The organism is Mesorhizobium sp. SEMIA396 (assembly GCF_024518615.1).
Classification (GTDB): domain Bacteria; phylum Pseudomonadota; class Alphaproteobacteria; order Rhizobiales; family Rhizobiaceae; genus Mesorhizobium.
Genome location: NZ_JANIFC010000026.1, coordinates 1 through 21,768, shown reverse-complemented (window position 1 = coordinate 21,768; position 21,768 = coordinate 1). Strand labels below are relative to the sequence as shown.

The 21,768-nt window shown below is 64.2% G+C and carries 20 protein-coding genes and 1 pseudogene; 14 read left to right on the top strand and 7 right to left on the bottom strand.

Annotated features, from left to right (window positions below; genetic code table 11):
• From NP503_RS32955 to NP503_RS32910, 10 genes are all read left to right on the top strand, one after another.
• Window positions 1-343, top strand: a 343-nt coding sequence (locus NP503_RS32955) for a hypothetical protein (protein WP_206520378.1), incomplete at its 5' end; no start/stop codon positions are given.
• Between the two features lie 337 nt (window positions 344-680).
• Window positions 681-1,712, top strand: a complete 1,032-nt coding sequence (locus tag NP503_RS32950; RefSeq protein ID WP_127270832.1) for a substrate-binding domain-containing protein — start codon at window positions 681-683, stop codon at window positions 1,710-1,712.
• Window positions 1,713-1,808: 96 nt separating this feature from the next.
• Window positions 1,809-3,344: a sugar ABC transporter ATP-binding protein gene (locus NP503_RS32945; protein WP_127273207.1), complete on the top strand. Its 1,536-nt coding sequence runs from the start codon at window positions 1,809-1,811 to the stop codon at window positions 3,342-3,344.
• A 76-nt stretch (window positions 3,345-3,420) separates the two neighbouring features.
• The gene (locus NP503_RS32940) at window positions 3,421-4,344 is read left to right on the top strand and encodes an ABC transporter permease (protein WP_236383556.1); all 924 of its coding nucleotides are present in this window, start codon (window positions 3,421-3,423) and stop codon (window positions 4,342-4,344) included.
• Window positions 4,345-4,369: 25 nt separating this feature from the next.
• Window positions 4,370-5,350, top strand: a complete 981-nt coding sequence (locus NP503_RS32935; RefSeq protein ID WP_127271366.1) for a sugar-binding transcriptional regulator — start codon at window positions 4,370-4,372, stop codon at window positions 5,348-5,350.
• Entirely contained in the window at window positions 5,347-6,342 is a 996-nt protein-coding gene (locus NP503_RS32930) for an aldo/keto reductase (protein WP_127272426.1), read from the top strand. The genes NP503_RS32935 and NP503_RS32930 overlap by 4 nt, the downstream gene beginning before the upstream one ends.
• A gap of 20 nt (window positions 6,343-6,362) precedes the next feature.
• Window positions 6,363-8,060 (top strand): glycerol-3-phosphate dehydrogenase/oxidase, encoded by a 1,698-nt coding sequence (locus NP503_RS32925; RefSeq protein WP_127270632.1) that lies wholly within the window; start codon window positions 6,363-6,365, stop codon window positions 8,058-8,060.
• On the top strand, window positions 8,051-8,893 hold the full coding sequence (locus NP503_RS32920; protein ID WP_127270631.1) for a class I fructose-bisphosphate aldolase: 843 nt from the start codon (window positions 8,051-8,053) through the stop codon (window positions 8,891-8,893). The genes NP503_RS32925 and NP503_RS32920 overlap by 10 nt, the downstream gene beginning before the upstream one ends.
• A 22-nt stretch (window positions 8,894-8,915) precedes the next feature.
• Window positions 8,916-10,430 carry an FGGY-family carbohydrate kinase gene (locus tag NP503_RS32915; protein WP_127272425.1) on the top strand — a complete coding sequence of 505 codons (1,515 nt, stop codon included), beginning with the start codon at window positions 8,916-8,918 and terminating at the stop codon, window positions 10,428-10,430.
• Window positions 10,427-12,043: a GMC family oxidoreductase gene (locus tag NP503_RS32910; RefSeq protein ID WP_127269585.1), complete on the top strand. Its 1,617-nt coding sequence runs from the start codon at window positions 10,427-10,429 to the stop codon at window positions 12,041-12,043. The genes NP503_RS32915 and NP503_RS32910 overlap by 4 nt, the downstream gene beginning before the upstream one ends.
• Before the next feature lie 12 nt (window positions 12,044-12,055).
• Here NP503_RS32910 and NP503_RS32905 read toward each other — a convergent pair whose 3' ends face one another.
• Window positions 12,056-12,973 carry a LysR family transcriptional regulator gene (locus tag NP503_RS32905; RefSeq protein WP_127269586.1) on the bottom strand — a complete coding sequence of 306 codons (918 nt, stop codon included), beginning with the start codon at window positions 12,971-12,973 and terminating at the stop codon, window positions 12,056-12,058.
• 131 nt (window positions 12,974-13,104) lie between these two features.
• On the opposite strand from NP503_RS32905, the gene NP503_RS32900 reads away from it, so the two are divergent.
• Both NP503_RS32900 and NP503_RS32895 read left to right on the top strand, forming a co-directional pair.
• Entirely contained in the window at window positions 13,105-13,743 is a 639-nt protein-coding gene (locus tag NP503_RS32900; RefSeq protein WP_127272424.1) for a DsbA family protein, read from the top strand.
• 39 nt (window positions 13,744-13,782) lie between these two features.
• Window positions 13,783-14,394: an NAD(P)-dependent oxidoreductase gene (locus NP503_RS32895; protein ID WP_127270535.1), complete on the top strand. Its 612-nt coding sequence runs from the start codon at window positions 13,783-13,785 to the stop codon at window positions 14,392-14,394.
• Between the two features lie 25 nt (window positions 14,395-14,419).
• Here NP503_RS32895 and NP503_RS32890 read toward each other — a convergent pair whose 3' ends face one another.
• The 5 genes from NP503_RS32890 to NP503_RS32870 form a co-directional block, all read right to left on the bottom strand.
• Window positions 14,420-15,220: an ATP-binding cassette domain-containing protein gene (locus NP503_RS32890; protein WP_127270537.1), complete on the bottom strand. Its 801-nt coding sequence runs from the start codon at window positions 15,218-15,220 to the stop codon at window positions 14,420-14,422.
• Window positions 15,217-16,230, bottom strand: coding sequence for an ABC transporter ATP-binding protein (locus tag NP503_RS32885; RefSeq protein ID WP_236383551.1), 1,014 nt, complete (start codon window positions 16,228-16,230; stop codon window positions 15,217-15,219). Before NP503_RS32885 ends, NP503_RS32890 begins: the two co-directional genes overlap by 4 nt.
• Window positions 16,227-17,057, bottom strand: coding sequence for an ABC transporter permease (locus tag NP503_RS32880; RefSeq protein WP_127270539.1), 831 nt, complete (start codon window positions 17,055-17,057; stop codon window positions 16,227-16,229). The genes NP503_RS32885 and NP503_RS32880 overlap by 4 nt, the downstream gene beginning before the upstream one ends.
• Window positions 17,054-18,040, bottom strand: a complete 987-nt coding sequence (locus NP503_RS32875; protein WP_127277159.1) for an ABC transporter permease — start codon at window positions 18,038-18,040, stop codon at window positions 17,054-17,056. Before NP503_RS32875 ends, NP503_RS32880 begins: the two co-directional genes overlap by 4 nt.
• A gap of 267 nt (window positions 18,041-18,307) precedes the next feature.
• Window positions 18,308-19,918 carry an ABC transporter substrate-binding protein gene (locus NP503_RS32870; RefSeq protein WP_127272738.1) on the bottom strand — a complete coding sequence of 537 codons (1,611 nt, stop codon included), beginning with the start codon at window positions 19,916-19,918 and terminating at the stop codon, window positions 18,308-18,310.
• Here NP503_RS32870 and NP503_RS32865 point away from each other — a divergent pair.
• Window positions 19,917-20,168, top strand: coding sequence for a hypothetical protein (locus NP503_RS32865; RefSeq protein WP_127270857.1), 252 nt, complete (start codon window positions 19,917-19,919; stop codon window positions 20,166-20,168). The genes NP503_RS32870 and NP503_RS32865 overlap by 2 nt on opposite strands.
• A gap of 118 nt (window positions 20,169-20,286) precedes the next feature.
• Entirely contained in the window at window positions 20,287-21,477 is a 1,191-nt protein-coding gene (locus NP503_RS32860) for a Xaa-Pro peptidase family protein (protein WP_127272737.1), read from the top strand.
• Window positions 21,478-21,663: 186 nt separating this feature from the next.
• On the opposite strand, the pseudogene NP503_RS32855 reads toward NP503_RS32860, so the two are convergent.
• A pseudogene (locus tag NP503_RS32855) lies at window positions 21,664-21,768 on the bottom strand (IS110 family transposase); the annotation flags it as partial.

The following is a 21,768-nucleotide window of genomic DNA, read 5'->3' as shown; positions in this document are numbered from 1 at the left end:
CCTCACTAAACAAACAGCCCGCCTCGTGCGGGCTCTTTTGTTTTTTGCCCTGGTGCCGGCGTTTAACCCGTCATCAGGCGCCCCCAAGCAGGCCAAGCCCAAGCCGCAAGACAGAAAACTCAAATCCTCTCCCCAACCAAACTTCGGTAAGCAAACAATCCGCCTGGAACAATGCCGGCGGGCCGTTCGCATTCGGGGGACAGTCGAAGGTTCTCGGAATACTCCGGGTGGTCAAGGCTGCTGTAAGCCGACGAAGCAGCAGACTTCTTGGCCAAGCGACATGGAGAGCGTCACGCCGCGCTCGGAGCAGATGCTTATCAAACAAGATCTGGGCTTCACGTGATAAGACGCGGCCGGCGGGAGGGCACCGCGCGAACTCCTGGGTGCAGATACTCCAACCACACTCCCCGGTTCGCGGCCAAAAAGGCCGGAAAGGCCTTGCCTGGCCCGTACGGCACCTTGGCGGCCTGCGACCAGCTTCGTCGACCGGAGCGTAGACTCCCCGGAAGTAGGTTGTGAAATATATTTCAGTATGTGAATTATATTGACAACGTGCGCCGAGGCTGTAATGTCCCGATCGTCGGCTTTCGGAGGAAGGTTGGCATCATCAAATCCATACGGCAGCGCTCGCTGAGCGCCTGCGACGGTCATTGAGGATGGCTTCGGCCAAGGGAGGAAACTTGCGCAAATTTCTGAGCACGCTCGCAATCGCGGCGGCTGCATCGACCTGCTTTGGGTCGATGCAGGTACGCGCCGAAACCCCAAACCCGTTCAAATGCGAGCCGGGTGAAAAATATGTCATGAACGTCATGGTCTCGGGCGTCGAATACTGGTTCCCGGTCTATGAAATGTTCAAGCAGGCCGGCCAGCAGTTCGGCTGCGAGACCGCCTATACGGGTACGCCGGAATACGACGTCAACAAGCAGATCGCGACCTTCGACCAAGCGCTGGCGCAGAAGCCGGCCGGCATATTGGTGCATCCGATGAACTCCGATCCGTTCATCGAGCCGATCAACCGCGCCATCGAACAGGGCACCGCGGTGGTGACCTTCGCCGCCGACTCGCCGAATTCCAAGCGCGTCTCCTACATCACCTCCGACAACAATGCCGAAGGCACCTATGCCGCCGACGCCGTTGCCAAGGCGATGGACGGCAAGGGCGAATATGCGGTGCTGGAGAATCCCGGCCAGGACAACCACGACAAGCGCGTCCACGCGTTCGTTGCCCGCATGGAAGCCAAATGGCCTGACATGAAGCTCGTCGGCCGCGCCGCTTCGAACCAGGATCCCACCAAGGCCTATCAGGCGGTTCTGAGCCTGGCGCAGGCGCATCCTGATCTTGGCGCCGTGTTCATGCCGGAGGCCAACTCGGCCATCGGCGCTGCCCAGGCCGCCAAGGAAGGCGGTGGCAAGATCCGCGTCATGCTCGCCGACGTCAATGCCAAGATCCTCGACATGATCAAGGCCGGCGAGATCTTCGGCTCGGTCAATCCAAACCAGGGCATGCAGGGCTATATGGGCTTCATGCTGTTGTGGATGGCCAAGCATCCCGGCCTGATCGATCCGATGAACGACGCCAAGCGTTCGGGTTTCAACCCGATGAGCGTGCCCTTCGTCGACAATGGCTTCTCCATTGTCTCCAAGGACAATGCGGACGACTTCTACTGGGACAAGTACCTCAAGCGTCGCGGTACCAAGGGCATCGAGGAATAGTCCCGATCTCGCCGCCCGGCCTCGGCATGGCCGGATTAACCGGGAAGGAGGCTTCGGCCTCCTTCCTCCCCCGCAGGTTCATCGCAGGAGCACGGCGTGACCCAGGCGCCCATTCTTGAAATCCGTGGCCTGTCCAAGGCATTCGGCCCGGTCAAGGCGCTGAGCGACGTACGGTTCGAGCTGCGGCGCGGCGAAATCCATGCACTGTGCGGAGAGAACGGCGCCGGCAAGTCGACGCTGATGAACATGATCGCCGGTGTATTGCAGCCCGACGAGGGCGACATCCTGATCGATGGTGAGCGCATTTCGATCCACTCGCCCGCAGCCGCGCAACGTCTCGGCATTGCGCTTGTCCACCAGGAGATCGCGCTCTGTCAGGACGCGACGGTTGCCGAAAACATCTACATGGCCGCGATCAACAGCCGGCGCGCGCCGCTGATGAATTTCCAAAAGCTCTATTCCGACGCCCAGAAGGTCATGGACCTGCTCGCGCCCATTCCGGTGCGCACCAGGGTCGCCGACCTCTCCATTTCCAACCAGCAGCTTGTCGAGATCGCCAAGGCGCTGACGCTCGACTGCAAGGTGTTGATGCTTGACGAGCCGACCGCGGCACTCACCGAAAGCGAAGCGCAACGCCTGTTCTCGATCGTGCGCGGGCTCAAGGAGCGGGGCATTTCGGTGGTCTATATCAGCCACCGCATGGCCGAGATATTCTCGCTGTGCGACCGCGTCACCGTCTTCCGCGACGGCCGGTACGTGGCGACCGATCAGGTCGCCGCCGTTTCACCTGACGATGTCGTGCGCAAGATGGTGGGCCGCGAAATCACCCAGCTCTATCCCGACAAGCTGGCGCCGCAACAGCCGGGGCGCCTGCTTCTCGCGGTCGAGGGGCTTTCCGATGGCCGCCGCTTCGCCGACGTCGATCTGCAGCTTCGCGCTGGCGAAATTCTCGGCATAGGCGGCCTCATCGGGGCCGGCCGCAGCGAGATCGCGCAAACGGTCTGTGGCCTCAGGCCAATGACGTCAGGAACCGTCGTGCTCGACGGAAAGCAGCTGCGGTTGCGCAGCTATGGCGATGCGGTCAAGGCGGGGCTGGTCTATCTCTCTGAGGACCGGAAAGGCTCCGGCGTGTTCCTCGATCTGCCGATCGCAGCGAACATCTCCGCGCTCGACCTCGGCCGGCTCACCGGGCCACTCGGCTTGCTCAATCGTAAGGCCGAGGATCGTCAGGCGAAGGAGTTGACCGGCAGGCTCGGCGTGCGCATGGCTGGCATTGAGGCCGCCGTCTCGACGCTGAGCGGCGGCAACCAGCAGAAGGTCGCCATCGCCAGGCAGCTGTCCGTCGATCCCAAGGTCATCATCATGGACGAGCCGACACGCGGCATCGATGTCGGCGCCAAGGTCGAGATCCACCGGCTGCTGCGCCAGCTGGCCGGCAGCGGTGTCGGCGTCATCGTCATCTCGTCGGAGCTGCCGGAGCTGATCGGTCTGTGCGACCGCGTTGTCGTGGTGCGCGAAGGCAGGATCGCCGGCGAACTCGCCGCCAGCGAGCTCGGCGAGGAAGCCATCATCATGCTCGCCTCGGGCGTTCAAGACAGTTCAAATCAAAGGCAGGCCCAGAATGTCGCCTAGGGAATCAGGAGAAGCGCTCGTGCACGCCGAGATCAAGGCCGCCGGGCGGCGCATCAATTTCGCTCAGCTCGCCTCGATGCGCGAGGCCGGGCTGATCGTCATCATCCTGGCGCTGTGCATCGCCATGAGCTTCGCCTCGCCGCACTTCCTGACATGGGGCAATTTCCGCGCCATGCTGATGAGCTTTTCCATCGAAGGCATCGTCGTCGTCGGAATGACGATCCTGCTCATCGTCGGCGGCATCGACCTTTCCGTCGGCTCGGTCGTGTGTTTCTCGATGGTGGTCTCGGGTGCGCTGTTCCTTGCCGGCCTCGATCCCTGGACGGCAAGCCTGATCGGCATCGGCGTCAGCGCGCTGATCGGCGCGGCGATGGGCTTCTTCGTGACCGTGATCGGCCTCAATCATTTCATCACGTCGCTGGCGGCCATGGTCATCGTGCGCGGCATGTGCCTGGTGGTCACCAAGGGCACGCCGCTGTCGCTGTTCACCCTGCCGCCGGCCTTCAAGGCCATAGGCCAGGGCAGTTTCAACAACATCCCCTATGTCATCCTGATCTTCATCGTCGTGGTGGCCATCTTCGACTTCCTGCTGCGTCGCGCCACGGCCTTCCGCAAGGTTTTCTACACCGGCTCCAACGAGAAGGCCGCGCAGTTCTCCGGCATCCGGACCAATCAGGTGAAGTTCTGGGTCACGGTGCTGTGCTCGACGCTGGCCGGACTGGCCGGTGTCATCTACATGGCGCGCTTCGGCGCGGCGACACCGACCTTCGGCGCCGGCATGGAACTCAACATCATCGCCGCGGCCGTCATCGGCGGCGCCTCGCTCAATGGTGGCTCGGGCACCATCTTCGGAGCGATCCTCGGCATGGCGTTGCTGTCGGTGGTGACGAGCTCGCTTATCCTGCTCGATGTCTCGGTCTATTGGCAGGACATGATCAAGGGATGCATCCTGCTCGCAGCCGTATCGATCGATCACTTCCTGCACCGCAAGAAGTCCTGAACTCTAAAGGCACCGCAGCAAGACCATGGCCCCTCCCAACACCCGCGACGACATCGCCGCTGTTCGTCAAATGCACCAGGCGCTTGTCCTGCATTACGTCGAAGGCAAGACCCAGGCCGAGATCGCCGGGGAACTCGGCATCTCGCACGCGACGGTCAACCGGCTGATCAAGCGCGGCCACCAGCTCGGCCTCGTCGAGATCAAGATCAAGTCGCCGATCGACCATCTGGTCGACCTGGAAGCACGGCTGGTTGCGCTGGGCGGCATCGAGCGGGCGATGGTGGTGCCGTCGGTCTCCGAGAATCCGCACACGGCCCTGCAGCGGGTCGGCGAGGCGGCGGCTGGGCTGCTGCTCGACACCATCAAGGACGGCGACACGATCTCGATCACCGGCGGCAAGGGCGTCAGCGCGCTGGTCGCCGGTCTCAAGCCGGGGCGCCGATACGACGTCGAGATCATTCCCGCAACCGGCCTGGTGCAGGGCAAGCACTACACCGACGTCAACCACGTCGCCTCGCTGATGGCCGACAAGCTCGGCGGCCGCGCCTACCAGATCCATGCGCCGCTGTTTGCCGACACCGCGCAGCAGCGCGAAATGCTGATGGGCATCAGCTCCGTCGCCGACGTGTTTCGCAAGGCGCGCGAGGCGGATGTCGCGGTGGTGGGTGTCGGCTCCATCCTGACCGACGATTCCAGCTACTACGACCTGCATCCGTCCTCGAATGCCGATCGCCAGGCGATCGAGAAGTCCGGGGCGACAGGCGAGCTGCTCGCTCATCTCATCGACCGCCAGGGCAAGCTTTGCAACTACTCGCTCAACCGTTCGCTGGTCTCGTTGACGCTTGACGAGTTCGCGACCATCCCGCGCTCGATCGGCATTGCAAGCGGCCCCAGCAAGGTCGCGCCGATCCTCGCCGCCCTGCGCGGCAACCATCTCGACACCATCGTCACGGACGAGGCCACGGGGCTCCAGATCCTCGAGCTGGCCGAACAGGAGGTAGCATGAATTCTCGACAGATCCAGCGGCAGATCGGCAAGTCCGGCATATCGGCGTCGGCCGTAGGCCTGGGCACCTGGGCGATTGGCGGGTGGATGTGGGGCGGCACCGACGAGAAGGAGTCGGTCAGGGCGATCGAAGCCTCGATCGATGCCGGCCTCAGCCTGATCGACACAGCGCCGGCCTACGGTCTTGGCCGCAGCGAGGCGATCGTGGGCACCGCCATCAAGGGCAAGCGCGACAAGGTGGTGATCGCGACCAAATGCGGGCTGAACTGGCATTCGGGCAAGGGCGGCCATTTCTTCGATCAGGACGGCAAGCCTGTGCATCGCTATCTCGGCGCCGACGGCATCGCCTATGAGATCGAGCAGAGCCTGCGCCGTCTGGGCACCGATCATATCGACCTCTACATCACCCATTGGCAGGACCCGACGACGCCGATCGCCGAGACGATGGCGGTATTGGAAAAGCTCAAGGCAGCCGGCAAGATCCGCGCCATTGGCGCCAGCAACATCAGCGCCGAGGATCTTGGCCAGTATATCGATGCCGGCCAGCTCGATGCGATCCAGGAGCGCTATTCGATGATCGACCGCGACATCGAGAGCAGCCTGCTGCCGATCACCCGCCGCCATGACATTGCCACCCTCAGCTACTCGTCGCTGGCGCTGGGGCTGCTTACCGGCACGGTCGACCCAGAGCGCACATTCGGCGGCGACGACCAGCGCAAGGACAACCCACGCTTTTCCACGGCCAACCGGCAGAAAGTCGCAAAGCTGAAAGAGGCAATCGCCCCGATCTCCGAGAGCCACCAGGCGTCGACGGCGCAGATCGTCATCGCCTGGACGCTCGCCCAGCCGGGCATCACCTTCGCCCTGTGCGGCGCGCGCAATCCCGAACAGGCGCTCGACAATGCACGGGCCGGCGAGATCACGCTTGCGGCAAGCGAGCTAGCGGCAATCGACGCCGCGGCAGCCGCGCATCTCACCGCGATGGATGCCTGAGCAAAAAGGCAACAGCCCCGATGAACCGTAGTCATACAATCGCTGGTCTGCGCGACCGGCCTGATATCGCCGTGCTCGTCATCGGTGGCGGCATCAACGGCATCAGCGTCTTTCGCGAACTGGCCCTGCAAGGCGTCGATGTCGTGCTGGCGGAAAAGGGCGACTATTGCAGCGGCGCCAGCGCCGCCCTGTCGCGCATGGTGCATGGCGGCCTGCGCTACCTCGAAAACGGCGAATTCAAACTGGTGCGCGAATCGCTGCTCGAACGCGACCGGCTGCTGAGGAATGCCCCGCACTATGTGGCTCCGCTGCCGACGACGGTGCCGATCTTCGACATTTTCTCCGGTCTCGCCAACGGTGCGGTGCGTTTCCTGGGGTTGACGCGGCGGCCGAGCCGGCGCGGGGCGCTGGTCATCAAGGCCGGGCTTGCCATGTATGACCTTTTCACCGCTGCACGGCGTTTGATGCCAACGCACCGGTTCAGGGGCCGCGCTGAAACCCTGAAGACATGGCCGGCGATCAACCCGGCGATCCGCAATTCGGCGACCTACTACGACGCCTGGGTGAGCCGGCCCGAGCGCCTCGGCCTGGAGATGCTGCTGGACGCCATGGCGAGCGCGACGAATGCCCGCGTCTTGAACTATGCGCAGGTGTCGTCGACAGGCGATGGCCTTGTCATCACCGACACGCTGACCGGCGAAGAGCTGCCGGTGCGGCCGCAACTGGTCATCAACGCCACCGGCGGCTGGATCGACCTGACCAACAAGGCCATCGGGGCAACGGCGCAGACGATGATGGGCGGTACCAAGGGCTCGCATCTGATCGTCGACAACGGCGAACTGTTCGACGCGCTCGGCGGCCATATGGTCTACTATGAGAACGAGGACGGGCGCATCTGCATCCTGTTTCCATATCTAGGCAAGGTGCTGATCGGCTCGACCGACATCCGGGTGGACGATCCGGACCAGGTCCGTTGCGAGGAGGACGAGCAGCGCTACATCTTGCAGTCGCTCGCTTTCGTCTTCCCCTCGATCAAGATCACGGAAAACCAGATCGTGTTCCGCTTCGCCGGCGTGCGCCCGTTGCCCGCCAGCGAGGACAGTTTTACCAGCCGCATACCGCGCGATCATTTTTGCGAGTTCGTCGAACCGGCCGGGCATCTGCCGGCGACACTGTGCATGATCGGCGGCAAGTGGACCACCTTCCGTTCGTTTGGAGCGCTGGCCGCAGATATGGCGTTGAAGCGGCTCGGCCTCGCGCGCGGCAAGGGCACGCAGGACATGGCCATCGGTGGCGGCCGCGATTTCCCCGCCGATCCGGACGCCTGGTGCGCGTCATTCGCCGCCGAGCATGGCCTGCCGGTCGAGCGCGCGCGCACACTTCTGCAGCGCTATGGCACGTCGGCCAGGGATTTCGTTTCGCACCCCGCGGGCGAACAGATGCTGCCGCAGTCGGACTATTCGGCAAGCGAAATCGGGCGCATCATCGAGCGCGAACAGATCGAGTGCCTTGCCGACCTGTTCCTGCGCCGCACCACCATCGCCATTTCGGGCGGTCTCAGTTTCGACCTCATCAACGCCGTTCTCGACATGCTGGCGGCGCACAAGGGCTGGAGCGCCAGCGAGGCCGCCACCGAGCGCTCGACCTTCCTCGCCTTGCTGGCCGACCGGCACGGCATCGATCTCCAGACGCATCAAAGGAGCGCCCTATGCGCATAAACAAGAAAGTCCGCATGAACCGGCTGTTCGGTGGCGGCCGCTGCCTCGACGTAGCCATCGATCACGGTGTCTGCAACGAGCCGAGCTTCCTTGCCGGGCTGGAAGACATGGCCGGTGTGGTCAATCAGCTGGTCAAGGCCGGCCCCGACGCCATCCAGATGAACTACGGCCAGGCCGATCTGCTGCAGGCCGTGCCTGGCAAGGACAAGCCGGCGCTGGTGATGCGCATCGACATGGGCAATCCCTATAACAGGATACGCCACCGGGCGATGTGGGCGGTGCTGCAGAATGAAGCCGAGCCCTTGCTTGGCGCCATCGAGATGGATGCGGCTTGCGTCGTGGTCAATCTGTTCATGCTGCCCGACGAACCCGACCTGTTCCGGCAATGCGTGCAGAACATCGCCCGCGTGCGCGCCGATTGCGAGAAATACGGCCTGCCGCTGATGATCGAGCCGCTGGCCATGCTGCCGGTCACTGAGCATGGCGGCTACATGGTCGACGGCGATGCCGAAAAGATCGTCACCTTGACCCGGCTTGCCCGTGAAATGGGTGCCGATATCGTCAAGGCCGATCCGACCACCGATCCCAACGACTTCCACCGCGTCGTCGAGGCGGCGCGCTGCCCGGTGCTGGTGCGCGGCGGCGGCAAGGAGGATCTGCGTGCCGTGTTCGACAAGTCGGCCGCCTTGATGGCACAGGGTGCGCTTGGCATGGTCTATGGCCGCAACATCTACCAGCATGCCAACCCGAGCGCTGTCGTGCGCGGGCTGATGGCGATCATTCATGACGATGCCGATGGCGGCGTGGCCTGGGATCTGTACAACCAGGCATAGGCTGCGGCCTCGGGAGGCGCCAATGGCAAGCTACATCCTCGGCCTCGATGCCGGCAACACCGTCATCAAGGCCATCCTCTTCGACTTGTCCGGCCGCGAACTGGCATTCGCCGCCCGTGACGGCCGCTCGTCCATGCCAAAGCCCGGGCATGTCGAACGCGATCTCGACGAACTCTGGCGCAACGCGGTTTCGGTCATCGGCCAATGCATCGCTGAAGCCGGCATCGACGCCGGCGAGATAGTCGCCATCGGCTGCGCCGGTCATGGCAACGGGCTCTACGCGCTCGATCGCACGGGCGCGCCATTGATCGGCATCCAGTCGCTCGACACACGCGCGGTCGACATCGTCGCCGAATGGGCAAAACAGAATGTCGGCGGCCGCACCTATGCACATTGCCTGCAACGGCCGTGGGCGGCGCAGACGCCTACCTTGCTTGCCTGGCTCAAGCGCTTTTCGCCGGCTTTGTTCGCCAGTATCGGAACTGTGTTCCTGTGCAAGGATTTCGTCGTCAACCGCCTGACTGGTGCGCGCAGCAGCGACACTTCAGACATGTCGGGCTGCGGCCTGCTGCAGATGCAGGACCGCCGCTACGAGCCGGACCTGCTTGCCGCCTATGGGCTCGGCGATTGCATGGACCTGCTGCCGCCAGTGCTGGAATCGGCCGACATTGCCGGTCATGTGAGCGCGGAGGTGGCGGCCCTGACGGGACTGCGCGCCGGCACGCCGGTCGTCGCCGGGCTGTTCGATGTCGTCGCCAGCGCGGTCGGTTCGGGCGTGACCAGAACCGGCGCCGCATCGGTTATCGCAGGGACCTGGAGCATCAACCAGGTCATTACCGACGAACCGATCCGCGACCCTTCGATCTTCATGCTGTCGACTTTCGACCGCCAGCGCTATCTGGCGATCGAATCCAGTGCCACCTCGGCCGCCAATCTCGAATGGATCGTTCGCGAATTCCTCGAACATGGTGGCGAAGCCGGCAAGTCGCCGTTCGAATTGTGCAGCGAACTGGTGGCGTCCGTCGATCCGAACAGCGACATCCCGATCTATCATCCCTTCCTTTACGGCTCGCAGCAGAATGGCCATGCGCGCGCAGGCTTCTATGGCATCGCCGGCTGGCACAGCCGAGCCCATCTGCTGCGTGCGCTGTTCGAGGGCGTTGCCTTCGAGCATAAGCGCCATGTCGAGACCTTGCACAGAGCGGGCGCTGATTTCGACCAGGTGGTGCTGTCGGGCGGGGGCTCGCGCAGCAGCGTCTGGCCGCAGATATTCGCCGATGTGCTCGGCGTGCCCGTCACCGTGGCGCGCAGCCGCGAAACCGGCGCGCTGGGAGCGGCGATCGCGGCGGGCACCGGCGTCGGCATTTTCGCGGACTACAGCGCAGGTGCCGCCGCCATGACGGCGGCCGCCCGACATTTTGTACCCAACGAGGCGGTTGCCGATGCATATGCGGGACGGTATCGACTGTACGGCGAGATCAACCAGGCGATGACCCCGATGTGGGAGCGCATCGCCGGACAGCAGGCGCGCACGTGACCGAAGATCCACCGTCCCCGTTCGGCAATTACGATTACGTCATCGTCGGCGCCGGTTCCGCCGGCTGCGTGCTCGCCAACCGGCTCTCCGCCGATCCGCGCAACAATGTGCTGCTGCTCGAGGCCGGGGGCAGCGACCGCTATCACTGGGTCGATATCCCGATCGGCTATCTCTTCTGCATGGGCAACCCGCGCACCGACTGGATGATGAAGACCGAGCCGGAAGCCGGTCTCAATGGACGCAGCCTCAACTATCCGCGCGGCAAGGTGCTTGGCGGCTGTTCATCGATTAACGGCATGATCTACATGCGCGGCCAGGCAGCCGACTACGATGGCTGGCGTCAGGCCGGCAATGCCGACTGGGGCTGGGATGACGTGTTGCCCTATTTCCTCAAATCGGAAGACTATCACGGCGGCAAAGGCGCCATGCACGGGAGCGGCGGCGAGTGGCGGGTCGAACGGCAGCGGCTTTCATGGCCGATCCTTGACGCCTTCCGGGACGCGGCCGAGGAACTCGGCATTCCGCGCACCGAAGACTTCAACACCGGCACCAATGAAGGCTCGGGCTATTTCGAGGTCAACCAAAGGAAGGGCGTGCGCTGGAACACGTCGAAGGCGTTCCTGCGTGGTATAGCGGGGCGCAAGAACCTGCGCGTGGTGCTCGGCGCGGAGACCGAACGGCTCGAATTCGACGGCCGGCGCGTCACCGGATTGGTTTTCCGCCAAGGCGGCCGCCTGCACCAGGTCCGCGCTGGACAGACGATCCTTGCGGCCGGCGCCATCAACTCGCCGAAGCTGCTCGAGCTGTCGGGGGTGGGCCGCCCCGACCTGCTTTCGAGCATCGGCGTGGATGTTCGTCACGCCTTGCCGGGCGTTGGAGAAAATCTGCAGGACCATTTGCAGATCCGCACCGTCTTCAAGGTCGCCAACACCGCCACGCTCAACCAGCGCTACCACAATCTGGTCAGCCGTGCGTCGATGGGGCTGGAATACGCGCTCAAGCGCAGCGGGCCGCTGTCGATGGCGCCGAGCCAGCTCGGCATCTTCGCCAGGAGCGATCCGCGTCTCGCAACCCCCGATCTCGAATACCATGTGCAGCCGCTGAGCACCGACCGTCTGGGCGAGCCGCTGCATCGCTTTCCCGCGGTCACCGTCTCGGTCTGCAATCTGCGCCCCGAAAGCCGGGGCACCGTACATATGGGTTCATCCGACGCGCGGGAGGCGGCGAAGATCCGCCCGAACTATCTTTCCACCGAGGGAGACCGCAGCGTGGCCGTCGCGTCGTTGCGCCATGTCCGCAGCCTGATGAAGGCCCGGGCGGTGGCGCGCTTTGCGCCGGAAGAGATGCTGCCCGGCACGCAGTATAACAGCGATGAAGAGCTCATCCGCAAGGCCGGCGATATAGGCACGACGATCTTCCACCCCGTCGGCACCTGCAAGATGGGTTCGGATACGATGGCGGTGGTCGACGACGGCCTGCGTGTTCACGGGCTTGGCGGGCTGCGCGTGGTCGATGCCTCGATCATGCCGACAATCGTCTCAGGCAACACCAACTCGCCGGTCGTCATGATCGCGGAAAAGGCAGCCGAGATGATCCTGCAAGAGGCCCGCTGACCGCCATCGGCTTCAAGCCGCGGCAACACCGCGCGATCGCCGTCTCTCGGCCGCCGCGAGCAGATCGACGAAGGTGCGCACCTTGGCGGGCCGGAACCGGGCCGGCGGAAAGACCGCGTGGATGCCGCCTGACGGCAGGCTCCAGTCGGCAAACACCGGCACCAGCCGCCCCTCGGCGATATCGTCGCTGACGCTATAATCCGGAAAGACGCCGAGCCCGATGCCGACGAGCACGCAAGCCAGGGCGGCGGGGCTCTTGTCGCACATGATGACCGGATTGAGTTCGGTCAGCACCGTCTCAGTGTCCCTGGAAAACAGCCATTGGCCGATGCCTCGCAACTGGGTGTTGCCGACCCAGGCCAGCGATCTTGCCTGGCGCGGCGTCACGTCGGGCGGCAGGCTCGCCGCGAAGCCAGGGCTCGCCACCACGATCTGCCGGATCGTCCCCAGGCGCCGCGCCTGGTTCGAGGAATCGGTGAGCCAGCCGACGCGGATGCCGAGATCGATCTGCTCGTCCACCAGATTGCTGACGGCGTCGTCGAAGATCGCCTCGACGCGCATATGCGGGTAGGTTCTGAGATAGGCGGCCATGACCGGAGCCACGATCTTGGTGCCGTAGTCGAGTGGCGCCGTCAGCCTCAGCGTTCCGCTCGGTTCGACGGCTCCGCGCGAGATTTCGCCATAGGCCGCCTCCGCTTCGCGCAGGATGATCATCGCGCGGTCATAGAAGAGGCGGCCCTCTTCGGTCGGCGTGACACGCCGGGTCGTGCGCTGCAGCAGCGTTGCGCCCAGCTCCTCTTCGAGCTTGCCGATCTGATGGCTGACCACGGCCTTGGCGACGCCAAGCCGGTCGGCCGCGGCGGTGAATGAGCCGGTTTCCATGACCGTGGTGAAGTAGGCGAGCCGATTGAGGTTCAGAAGTTCGGCCAAGCTGGCTGCCCTTTGTATGATCAGATCAGACAGTTTGTATAATTGGGCGCCATTTATCGCAAGGCTGCCGTCTGCCACATATGAGCGACGGCCTCGACGAGTCCGGTGGCCGGGCAGGAATGGCAGCGACTATGAGCAATTCAGAAGTGACCTATCTTTTCGATCCGCTCTGCGGCTGGTGCTATGGCGCCACTCCGATGCTCGACCGGTTGTCGGCCGCCGGCCTGAACGTCGAACTGCTGCCGACCGGCCTGTTTTCCGGCGCCGGCGCGCGTCCGATGGATGAAGGCTTTGCGGCGCATGCCTGGGCGAACGACCAGCGCATCGAGCGCCTGACCGGACAATCCTTCACGCCGGCCTACCGGCACAATGTCCTCAATGTCCGTGGGACCCTGCTCGATTCACATGCCGCCACACTCGGCATCAGTGCCGCTGGCCTGGAAGATCCCAGCCGCCGGCTTGCGGTGCTGAAGACGATCCAGCATGCGCGCTATGTAGAAGGACGCGATGTCGTGACGATCGGCGGTGTGGCCGAGGTGCTCGCCGCCGCCGGCATGGCGGACGCCGCCGAAATGCTCAAGGCGCCGACCGAAACATTGCTGACGGCTCACCGCGATCTGGTTGGCCGTGGCCGTGCGCTGTTCCAGCGCCTGCATGCCGATGGCGTGCCTTCGCTCTCGGTCATCCGCAATGATGCGCCCCGGCTCATCGGTTCGAACGCGCTGTTCGGCAGCTTCGACAATCTCGTCGCCCATATCGCGGCGGCGTGATCCCATCCTCCAGACCCCAACAAGAATAAGGAAACAGACATGGCAAAAGTCGCTCTCATTGGTGCATCGGGCGCCGTCGGTTCACGCCTTCTCAGGGAACTCTCCGATCGCGGCCACACCGTCACCGGCATTGCGCGCAACCCGGAAAAGATCGCCGCGCTTCCGGGCGTGACGGCGAGGAAGGGCGATGTCTTCGACAGACAAGGTCTCGCCGACCTGATCCGCGGCCATGACGCGGTGATCAGCTCCGTGCATTTCCTGGACAGCGATGCCGATACGCTGATCGAGGCGGTGCGCGCCTCCGGCGTGAAGCGCTATCTGATCGTCGGCGGCGCCGGCAGTCTCGAAGTCGCACCGGGCAAGCGGTTGGTCGACACGCCTCAATTTCCTGATATCTACAAGGCCGAAGCGCAGAAGGGCGCCGACTTCCTGGACAGATTGAAGACGGTCGACGACCTCGATTGGACGTTCCTGTCGCCATCCGCCATGTTCGTGCCTGGCGAGCGCACCGGCAAATTCCGCCTCGGCAAGGATACACTTCTCGCCTCCGATAAGGGCAGCAGCATTTCCTTCGAGGACTATGCGATCGTCATGGTTGACGAGATCGAGAAGCCGGCCCACATCAGGCAGCGCTTCACCGTCGGCTATTGAGCGAACGGCTGGCGGCGGCCGGGTCTCAATCGAGGCCGGCCGACGCCAGCCGCATCAGAGTCCGGTTCAATCTCGGTGCTGCCGCCACCAGCGCCTTGCCGATGGCCGATTGCGGTGCGTCGATGACGGTTTGGGCATCGCCACTTTCGGCAATCCGCCCGGCATCGAGAAGGATGACGCGGTGGGCGACCGACCTGATGACGCCGAGATCATGTGAAATGAAGAGATAGGCGATCTTTTCCTGGCGTTGCAGGTCGAGCAAAAGCTCGAGGATCTCTCCGCGCACGGAGACGTCGAGCGCCGACACCGCCTCGTCGAGCACGATCAGCGACGGCTTTGTGGCGATGGCGCGCGCAATGGCGACGCGCTGCCGCTGGCCGCCGGAGATTTCGTGGATGGCGCGTGGGGCGAGATCAGCCGTCAGCCCGACGCGCTCCAGCAAGGCGGCGATGCGGCGCGGCCGCTCGGCGGGGGAGGCGATGCCATGGATGCGCAAGGGATCGTCGAGCACACGCGCCACCGTGGCGCGCGGGTTGAAGGCGGCCAATGGATCCTGGAACACCATTTGCAGGCGTGCGCGGCGTGCACGCAGCTTGGCGCCGCTCAAGGCCAGGAAATCACTGCCCTCGAAGTCGATGCGCCCGGCGTCCGGCTCGATCAATCGCAGCACCAACCGCGCGATCGTCGACTTGCCGCTGCCGGAAGGTCCCGCCAACGCCAGCGTCTCACCGGGGTCGATGTGAAAGGAGACATCGTCGACGGCAGCGATAGTCTTGTCGCCGCGACGGTAGCGCTTGGTCAGGTTGGACACCGCCAGCAGGCTCATGCGTGGAGCCCGGCTCGGTCCAGCAACGGCCTGGTGTCGAGGCCTATATGGGCGTCGAGCAATGCACGCGTATAGGGCTGGGCCGGGGCGCCGACAATCTGCGCCGTCATGCCAAGCTCGACCAACTGGCCATGACGGAAAACGGCGATGCGGTCGGCAAGATCGGCCGCCAGCGCGATGTCATGGCTGATGAACAGCAGCGTCATGCCGTCCTCGGTCACCAGGCGTCGGATCAAGGCGACGATCTCGGCCTGTACGATGGTATCGAGCGCGCTGGTCGCTTCGTCGGCGATCAGCAATTTCGGACCGGCCGCAATGGCTGCGGCGATCGCCACACGCTGCTTCTGGCCGCCGGAAAGCTGATGCGGGAAGGCGCGCAAGGCTGAGTCCGGGTCCGGCAGGCGGACGCGCTCCAGCAGGCTTTTGGCCTTGGCATAGGACTGGGACCAGGTGAGGCCGAGATGCGTGCGCGCTACTTCGGCGATTTGCTTGCCGATGGTCATGACAGGATCGAGGCTGGCGGAGGGGTCCTGGAAGACGAAGCCGATGTCGCGGCCGAGGCGGGGGATGTAGCTCTGTTTGAGGGAAGACTTTCGGACTTTGCGCCTTACGAGGCCCCCCTCTGTCCTGCCGGACATCTCCCCCTCAAGAGGGGAGATTACGCCCTTGTCTCCACTTTCGCCCATCGCCAGAGATGCAGAAAGAGGGCCTGCGGGGGAACTGCCAATCTCCCCCCTTGAGGGGGAGATGTCCGGCAGGACAGAGGGGGGCGCCTTGGCGCCCAACGGCGGATGTAAGAACCAATCGATCCGCCCATCAACCTTGGCGGACGCAGGCAACAGCCCGGCAATCGCCAGTGCCAGCGTGCTTTTGCCTGAACCGCTTTCGCCGATGATGGCGAGGCGTTCGCCATTGGCAATATCGAGGCCTACACTCCTCAGCGCTGCCACCTCATTGCCGTCACGCCGGTAGGTCACCGTCAGGTCGCGGATCGAAGCGAGCGTGGTCACGACAGGTCTCTCCTGACCGCTGTCGTCTCGACAATGCCTTCGCCGGCGAGATAGACGCCGAGCACGGTCAGCACCAGCGCTATGCCCGGGACAATCGACAGGAAGGGCGCGGTACGCAGGACAGCGCGGCCTTCGGCGATCATTCCGCCCCAGGTGACCCGGTTGGGGTCGCCCAGGCCGAGGAACGACAACGCCGCTTCGGTGAGGATCGCGGCGGCGACGATCACCGACGACATCGCCAGCACCGGCGGCAGGGCATTGGGCAGCACCTCGCGAAAGGCGATCGCCAGCGGGTGCATGCCGATGACCCTGGCCCCGGCGACATAATCGCGTTCGCGAATGGAGAGGACTTCCGCGCGGGCGACCCGGGCTGGTCCGGTCCAGGTGCCGAGCGCGATGGCAATCACGACGACGCCGAGCGACGGTCCGACGACGCTGACGAAGGCCAGTGCCAGCAGGAAGCTCGGCACGGTCTGGAAGGCGTCGGTGATGCGCATCAGCACCTCGTCGACGAGGCCGCCGGCAAAGCCGGCCAACGTGCCGACCACGGCGCCGACGACAAGTGCGGCGGCCGCGGCCGCGAGCCCGACAGCCAGCGATGTGCGGGCGCCATGAAAAAGCTCGGCCAGCACGTCGCGGCCAAGCCGGTCGGTGCCGAGCGGCAGCGACCAGTCCTGGAACGGCGGCAGCAGCGCCGGGCCGGCGATGGCCTGCGGGTCGCCGGGGAACAGCAGCGGCGCCGACAGCGCCATAGCGATCAGCGCCGCCAGGAGCATGGCGCCGGCGACCGCCTCGGGCGTGCGCAGAAAGCGGCGGAGCGGGCTCATGCGCCGGCCTCGCTGGCGCCTACGCGCGGATCGAGGAAGGCGTAGGCGATGTCGACGAGCAAATTGATGACAAGGACCAGGACTGCGCTGGTGAGGATAATGCCGAGCAGAAGCGGCGTGTCGCGGGAGGCGACCGCCTCCTGCGCCAGCCGGCCGAGGCCGGGCACGGAAAAAACGCTCTCGATGACGACGCTGCCGCCGAGCATCTGCGCCGACTGCAGGCCGAGCATGGTGATCAGCGGCAGCAGTGCATTGCGGGCGACGTGGGCGAGCACGATGCGGCGGCGTGACAATCCTTTGGCGCGTGCGGCCAGGACGAAATCCTGCCGCCAGACCTCGGCCATGCCGGCGCGCATCATGCGCAGATAGAGCGCCAGGTAGATGAAGCCGAGGGCGGAAACGGGCAGGGCGAGATGGACGGCGATGTCGGCGGCGCGGTCAAGACCGGTCTTGTCAGAGGCCAGGGTTTCGATGCCGCCGATCGGCAGCCAGCGCAGGTCGACGGCAAAGACGACGATCAGCACCAGGCCGAGCCAGAAACCCGGCACTGCATAGAGCGCTAGCGAGCCGATCGACAGGAAGCGGTCGCGGAAGCTGCCCGGCTGTGCGCCGGCGTAGATGCCGAGTGCCGAGCCGAGCCCGAAGGAGAGCGCGGTGGCGCTGACCATCAACAGCAGCGTGTTGGGCAGGCGTTCGAGGATGACGTCGCGGATCGGCCTGGAGAAGGTCACCGACTGGCCGAGATCGAGATGCAACAGCGCCCAGAGGTAATTGGCGAGCCGCGTCAGCTCCGACTGGTCGAGGCCCCAGCGATGTCGCAACAATTCGATCATGCCGGCGTCGCCACCGGTCGAGACGATATAGGCATCGACCGCATCGCCGGGGGCAGCTTCGAGCAGCAGGAAGGTGCCGACGACGACGATCAGCAGCACGAAGACGCTGCCGACAAGGCGACGGCGGATGAGCGTGAGGGCGCGGGTCATGGGGGCGTGGGAGGCTTGGCACTGAGTCGCCCAAGAGAGATGTCGCGCCTGAGCGCCCCCCTCTGTCCTGCCGGACATCTCCCCCTCAAGGGGGGAGATCGGAAGTCATTTATGGTTTCGCCAATGTTCGACGCTGCAGGAAAATCAGCCGACGGTGCGGCCAGCCAATCTCCCCCCTTGAGGGGGAGATGTCCGGCAGGACAGAGGGGGGCCTCGTAGGGCTCAACGCCTACGCTGATTTCGCGAACTCTCATCCGCGCAATTCTGTCACGATTCCAAATACGTGTCCGCCCAGTTCGACACCGCCCAGCGCGGGTTGTTGGCGATGTTGCCGACGGTGTCGCGCGCGACGCTGATAAAACTCCATTCGGCGACGTTGATCAGCGGCAGGTCGGTGGCCACCTCCTTCTGGAATTCCTTGTAGAGGTCGGTGCGGGCTGATGTATCGAGCGTCTCCGATGCCTTGGCGATGAGCGCATCGAGCGCGTCGTTCTTGTAGCCGCCCTGGTTGGAGAACGGCACGCCGTCCGGAATGCCGCTCTGCACCAGGATGGTGGTCGAGATCGCCGGGTCGCCGCGGAACACCGGCGGGCCGACAGCGAGGTCGAAGGCGTGGTCGGTGTAGACCGCCTTGATGTGCGCGGCCGAGTCGTTGTTGACCAGCTGAGCATCGATGCCGATGGCGGCGAGCGCCTGGCGCAGATAGTCGCCGAACTGCTTGGTCTCGTTGAAATAGGGCGCAGGCAGCAGCTTGAGCGAAAAGCGGTTGCCGTCGGCGCCTTTCTTGTAGCCAGCCTCGTCGAGCAGCGCGTTGGCCTTGGCGACGTCGAAGGCATAGGTCGGCACGTCGGCGGTGTAGAATTGCGGATCGTTCTTCGGCACCGGACCGGTGGCTGTCGCGGCATAGCCGAGGAACACCGTCTTGACGACGAAATCCTTGTCGATGGCATGCGCGATCGCCTGCCGCACTTTCAGGTCGGCCAGTTCCTTGCGGCGATGGTTGATCTCGACGACGAGCTGATAGGTCAGCCCTTCGTAACCCTTGGAGATCACCTTCAGGCCCGGCACCTTGGAGATGCGGTCGAGGTCGGCCAGCGGCACGGCGGAAAAGGCTGCGAGCTGGATCTCCTCGGCCTCCAGCGCGCTCGCCGCTGACGTGCGATCCGGCAGCACTTGATAGATGATCTCGTCGAGATAGGGCTCGTCCTTGCCCCAGTAGTCGGCGTTTTTGGTCAGCCGGTAATATTGGCCGGCCTTGTACTCGCCGAATTTGAACGGTCCGGTGCCGATGGGCGCGTTGTTGGCCGGGTTGTCCTCGATCTTGCCGACCTCATAGATGTGCTTCGGCACCACACTGCTCAGCGCCGGCAGCGCGTTGCGGATCAGCTGGAACGGCGTCGGCTTGGCGAATTTGAACACGGCGGTGAGATCGTCGGGGGTGTCGACGCTGGCCAGATCCTTGAATACGGTGCGGCCGAGATTCTGCAGCGGCTTCCAGATCTGCAGCGCCGAGAAGGCGACGTCGGCCGAGGTGAACGGCTTGCCGTCATGCCATTTGACGCCGTCGCGCAGTTTGAACGTCGCCGAGAGCCCGTCGGCGGCACCTTCCCAGCTCAGCGCCAGCCGTGGCGCGAGACCGTCTTTGCCGTCGAAGGAGGCTTCGGCCAGCGTTTCGACGATCTTGCTGGAGATGAAGAACACGCCGTTGGAGGCGACGATCGCCGGGTTGAGGTTGCGCGGTTCGGAATCGGCGGCAAGCACCAGTCGCCCGCCCTTCTTTGGCGTCTGCGCCCAGCCCGGTGCCGGCATTGCGGTGGAGGCCAGCAGCATTGCCGAGCCGGCAAGCATCGTGCGTCTGGAAATCGTGAAACCTGACATGATCGAACTCCGTCCTCTCCGCGACCCGGTCGGGTGCGCCAACCCCTCGGACGCCGGCAAGCCCACCGGCATCCTTGCGGCGGCGATTATGAGCCTTGCCGAGGGTTTCGCCAGAGACGGAATTGGCGCATCCTCGCTTGGCTTTGAAATTTTCGTCCGCTGGACCAGTTTGGAGGGCGTGGCTCAATTTGATCATTCTGGTAGGACCAGATTGGTTGAATATGCGACGAATGACAGCGCGGAGTCATAGAGAGGCGACATTTCATCTGTTTCTGGCTGGACCAGAACGGGCAAAGTGGTGCAGATTTGACCGCTGCCAAGGGATCGGGAGCGGAACAGCGGCGATCCGGCTATTCAGGGAGAGAGAGATGAACATTGCTCCGGGCAAGAATGCGGTCGGCAATATCCCGTTCGACCAGGCAAGGGTCGACCGGCTGATGGAGGAGGCCGGCATCGATGTGCTGCTCGCCACCTCCAAGCACAACACGCAATATCTGCTGGGCGGCTACAAGTTCATCTTCTTCGCCGCCATGGATGCGATCGGCCACAGCCGTTACCTGCCGATTGTCGTGTACGAGAAAGGCGGGCCGGACCATGCCGCCTATATCGGCAACCGCATGGAGGGCGGCGAGCATCAGAACAACCCGTTCTGGACGCCGACGCTGCACGCCGCCTGCTGGGGCACGCTCGACGCCGCCAACCTTGCGGTCGAGCATCTGCAGAAGATCGGCAAGGCGGGCGCGCGCATCGGCATCGAGCCCGGCTTCCTGCCGTCGGACGCCTATACGCTGATCCGCAAGGCGTTGCCGGACGCCAGGCTGATCGATGCGACCGACATGCTGGAGCGCATGCGCGCCATCAAGACCGATGCCGAACTGGAGAAGCTGCGCACGGCCTCTGAACTGATCACCGATTCCATGCTGGCGACCATAGCCTGGGCGCGCGAAGGCACGACCAAGGGCGAGATCATCGAACAGCTGCGGCGCGAGGAAACCAATCGCGGCATCCATTTCGAATATTGCCTGCTGACGCTGGGCTCCAGCCACAACCGCGCCGCCTCGCCGCAGGCGTGGAAAAAAGGCGAGGTGCTGTCAATCGATTCCGGCGGCAACTTTCACGGCTATATCGGCGACCTCTGCCGGATGGGCATTCTCGGGGAACCGGATGCCGAACTGGAAGATCTGCTGGCCGAGGTCGAGACGGTGCAGCAGGCGGCCTTCTCAAAAGTCAAAGCGGGCACGCTGGGCGGCGACATGATTTCCCATGCCGAGGGCGTGCTGAAGGCTTCGAAGGTCGCGGCCTACACGGATTTCTTCGCCCATGGCATGGGCCTGATCACGCACGAGGCGCCGTTCCTGATGACCAACCACCCGGTGACCTATGAAGGCACCTATGCGGCAAAGCCGCTGGAGAAGAACATGGTGCTATCGGTGGAGACGACCATGCTCCACCCGACGCGCGGCTTCATCAAGCTGGAGGACACGCTGGCGGTGACGGATGCTGGTTATGTGATGTTCGGCGACCGGGGTCGGGGGTGGAACAGGGGTGGTACTCTTTAGGACGAAGGCGGGCGCTGCCCCTCATCCGCCTGCCGGCACCTTCTCCCCGTATAGTGACGGAGAAGAGGGCAGCCGCGCCCTCGGCACCTATTTGAAAATTGGCGAAAGCGCCGATGACTGCGTCTTTCTCCCCGTCACTATACGGGGAGAAATGTCCGGCAGGACAATGAGCGACTATCTGTGGTGTCAAGTTGCATTGGCGAACTCCATGCGCGCATCGCGTGCTTTTGCATTGAGAATGACGAGGAGTTTTCGCGCCAGCGCCATGCGGATGACCATTTTGGTTTTGCC

What these genes read in the sequence shown, in the direction of transcription:
- NP503_RS32915 (WP_127272425.1), top strand. Translation starts at nt 8,916, where the DNA reads ATGGCAAGCTACATCCTCGGCCTCGATGCCGGCAACACCGTCATCAAG.
- NP503_RS32880 (WP_127270539.1), bottom strand. Translation starts at nt 17,057, where the DNA reads ATGAGCCCGCTCCGCCGCTTTCTGCGCACGCCCGAGGCGGTCGCCGGC.
- NP503_RS32925 (WP_127270632.1), top strand. Translation starts at nt 6,363, where the DNA reads ATGAACCGTAGTCATACAATCGCTGGTCTGCGCGACCGGCCTGATATC.
- NP503_RS32935 (WP_127271366.1), top strand. Translation starts at nt 4,370, where the DNA reads ATGGCCCCTCCCAACACCCGCGACGACATCGCCGCTGTTCGTCAAATG.
- NP503_RS32890 (WP_127270537.1), bottom strand. Translation starts at nt 15,220, where the DNA reads ATGAGCCTGCTGGCGGTGTCCAACCTGACCAAGCGCTACCGTCGCGGC.
- NP503_RS32860 (WP_127272737.1), top strand. Translation starts at nt 20,287, where the DNA reads ATGAACATTGCTCCGGGCAAGAATGCGGTCGGCAATATCCCGTTCGAC.
- NP503_RS32875 (WP_127277159.1), bottom strand. Translation starts at nt 18,040, where the DNA reads ATGACCCGCGCCCTCACGCTCATCCGCCGTCGCCTTGTCGGCAGCGTC.
- NP503_RS32940 (WP_236383556.1), top strand. Translation starts at nt 3,421, where the DNA reads ATGCGCGAGGCCGGGCTGATCGTCATCATCCTGGCGCTGTGCATCGCC.
- NP503_RS32900 (WP_127272424.1), top strand. Translation starts at nt 13,105, where the DNA reads ATGAGCAATTCAGAAGTGACCTATCTTTTCGATCCGCTCTGCGGCTGG.
- NP503_RS32930 (WP_127272426.1), top strand. Translation starts at nt 5,347, where the DNA reads ATGAATTCTCGACAGATCCAGCGGCAGATCGGCAAGTCCGGCATATCG.
- NP503_RS32920 (WP_127270631.1), top strand. Translation starts at nt 8,051, where the DNA reads ATGCGCATAAACAAGAAAGTCCGCATGAACCGGCTGTTCGGTGGCGGC.
- NP503_RS32870 (WP_127272738.1), bottom strand. Translation starts at nt 19,918, where the DNA reads ATGTCAGGTTTCACGATTTCCAGACGCACGATGCTTGCCGGCTCGGCA.
- NP503_RS32895 (WP_127270535.1), top strand. Translation starts at nt 13,783, where the DNA reads ATGGCAAAAGTCGCTCTCATTGGTGCATCGGGCGCCGTCGGTTCACGC.
- NP503_RS32865 (WP_127270857.1), top strand. Translation starts at nt 19,917, where the DNA reads ATGATCGAACTCCGTCCTCTCCGCGACCCGGTCGGGTGCGCCAACCCC.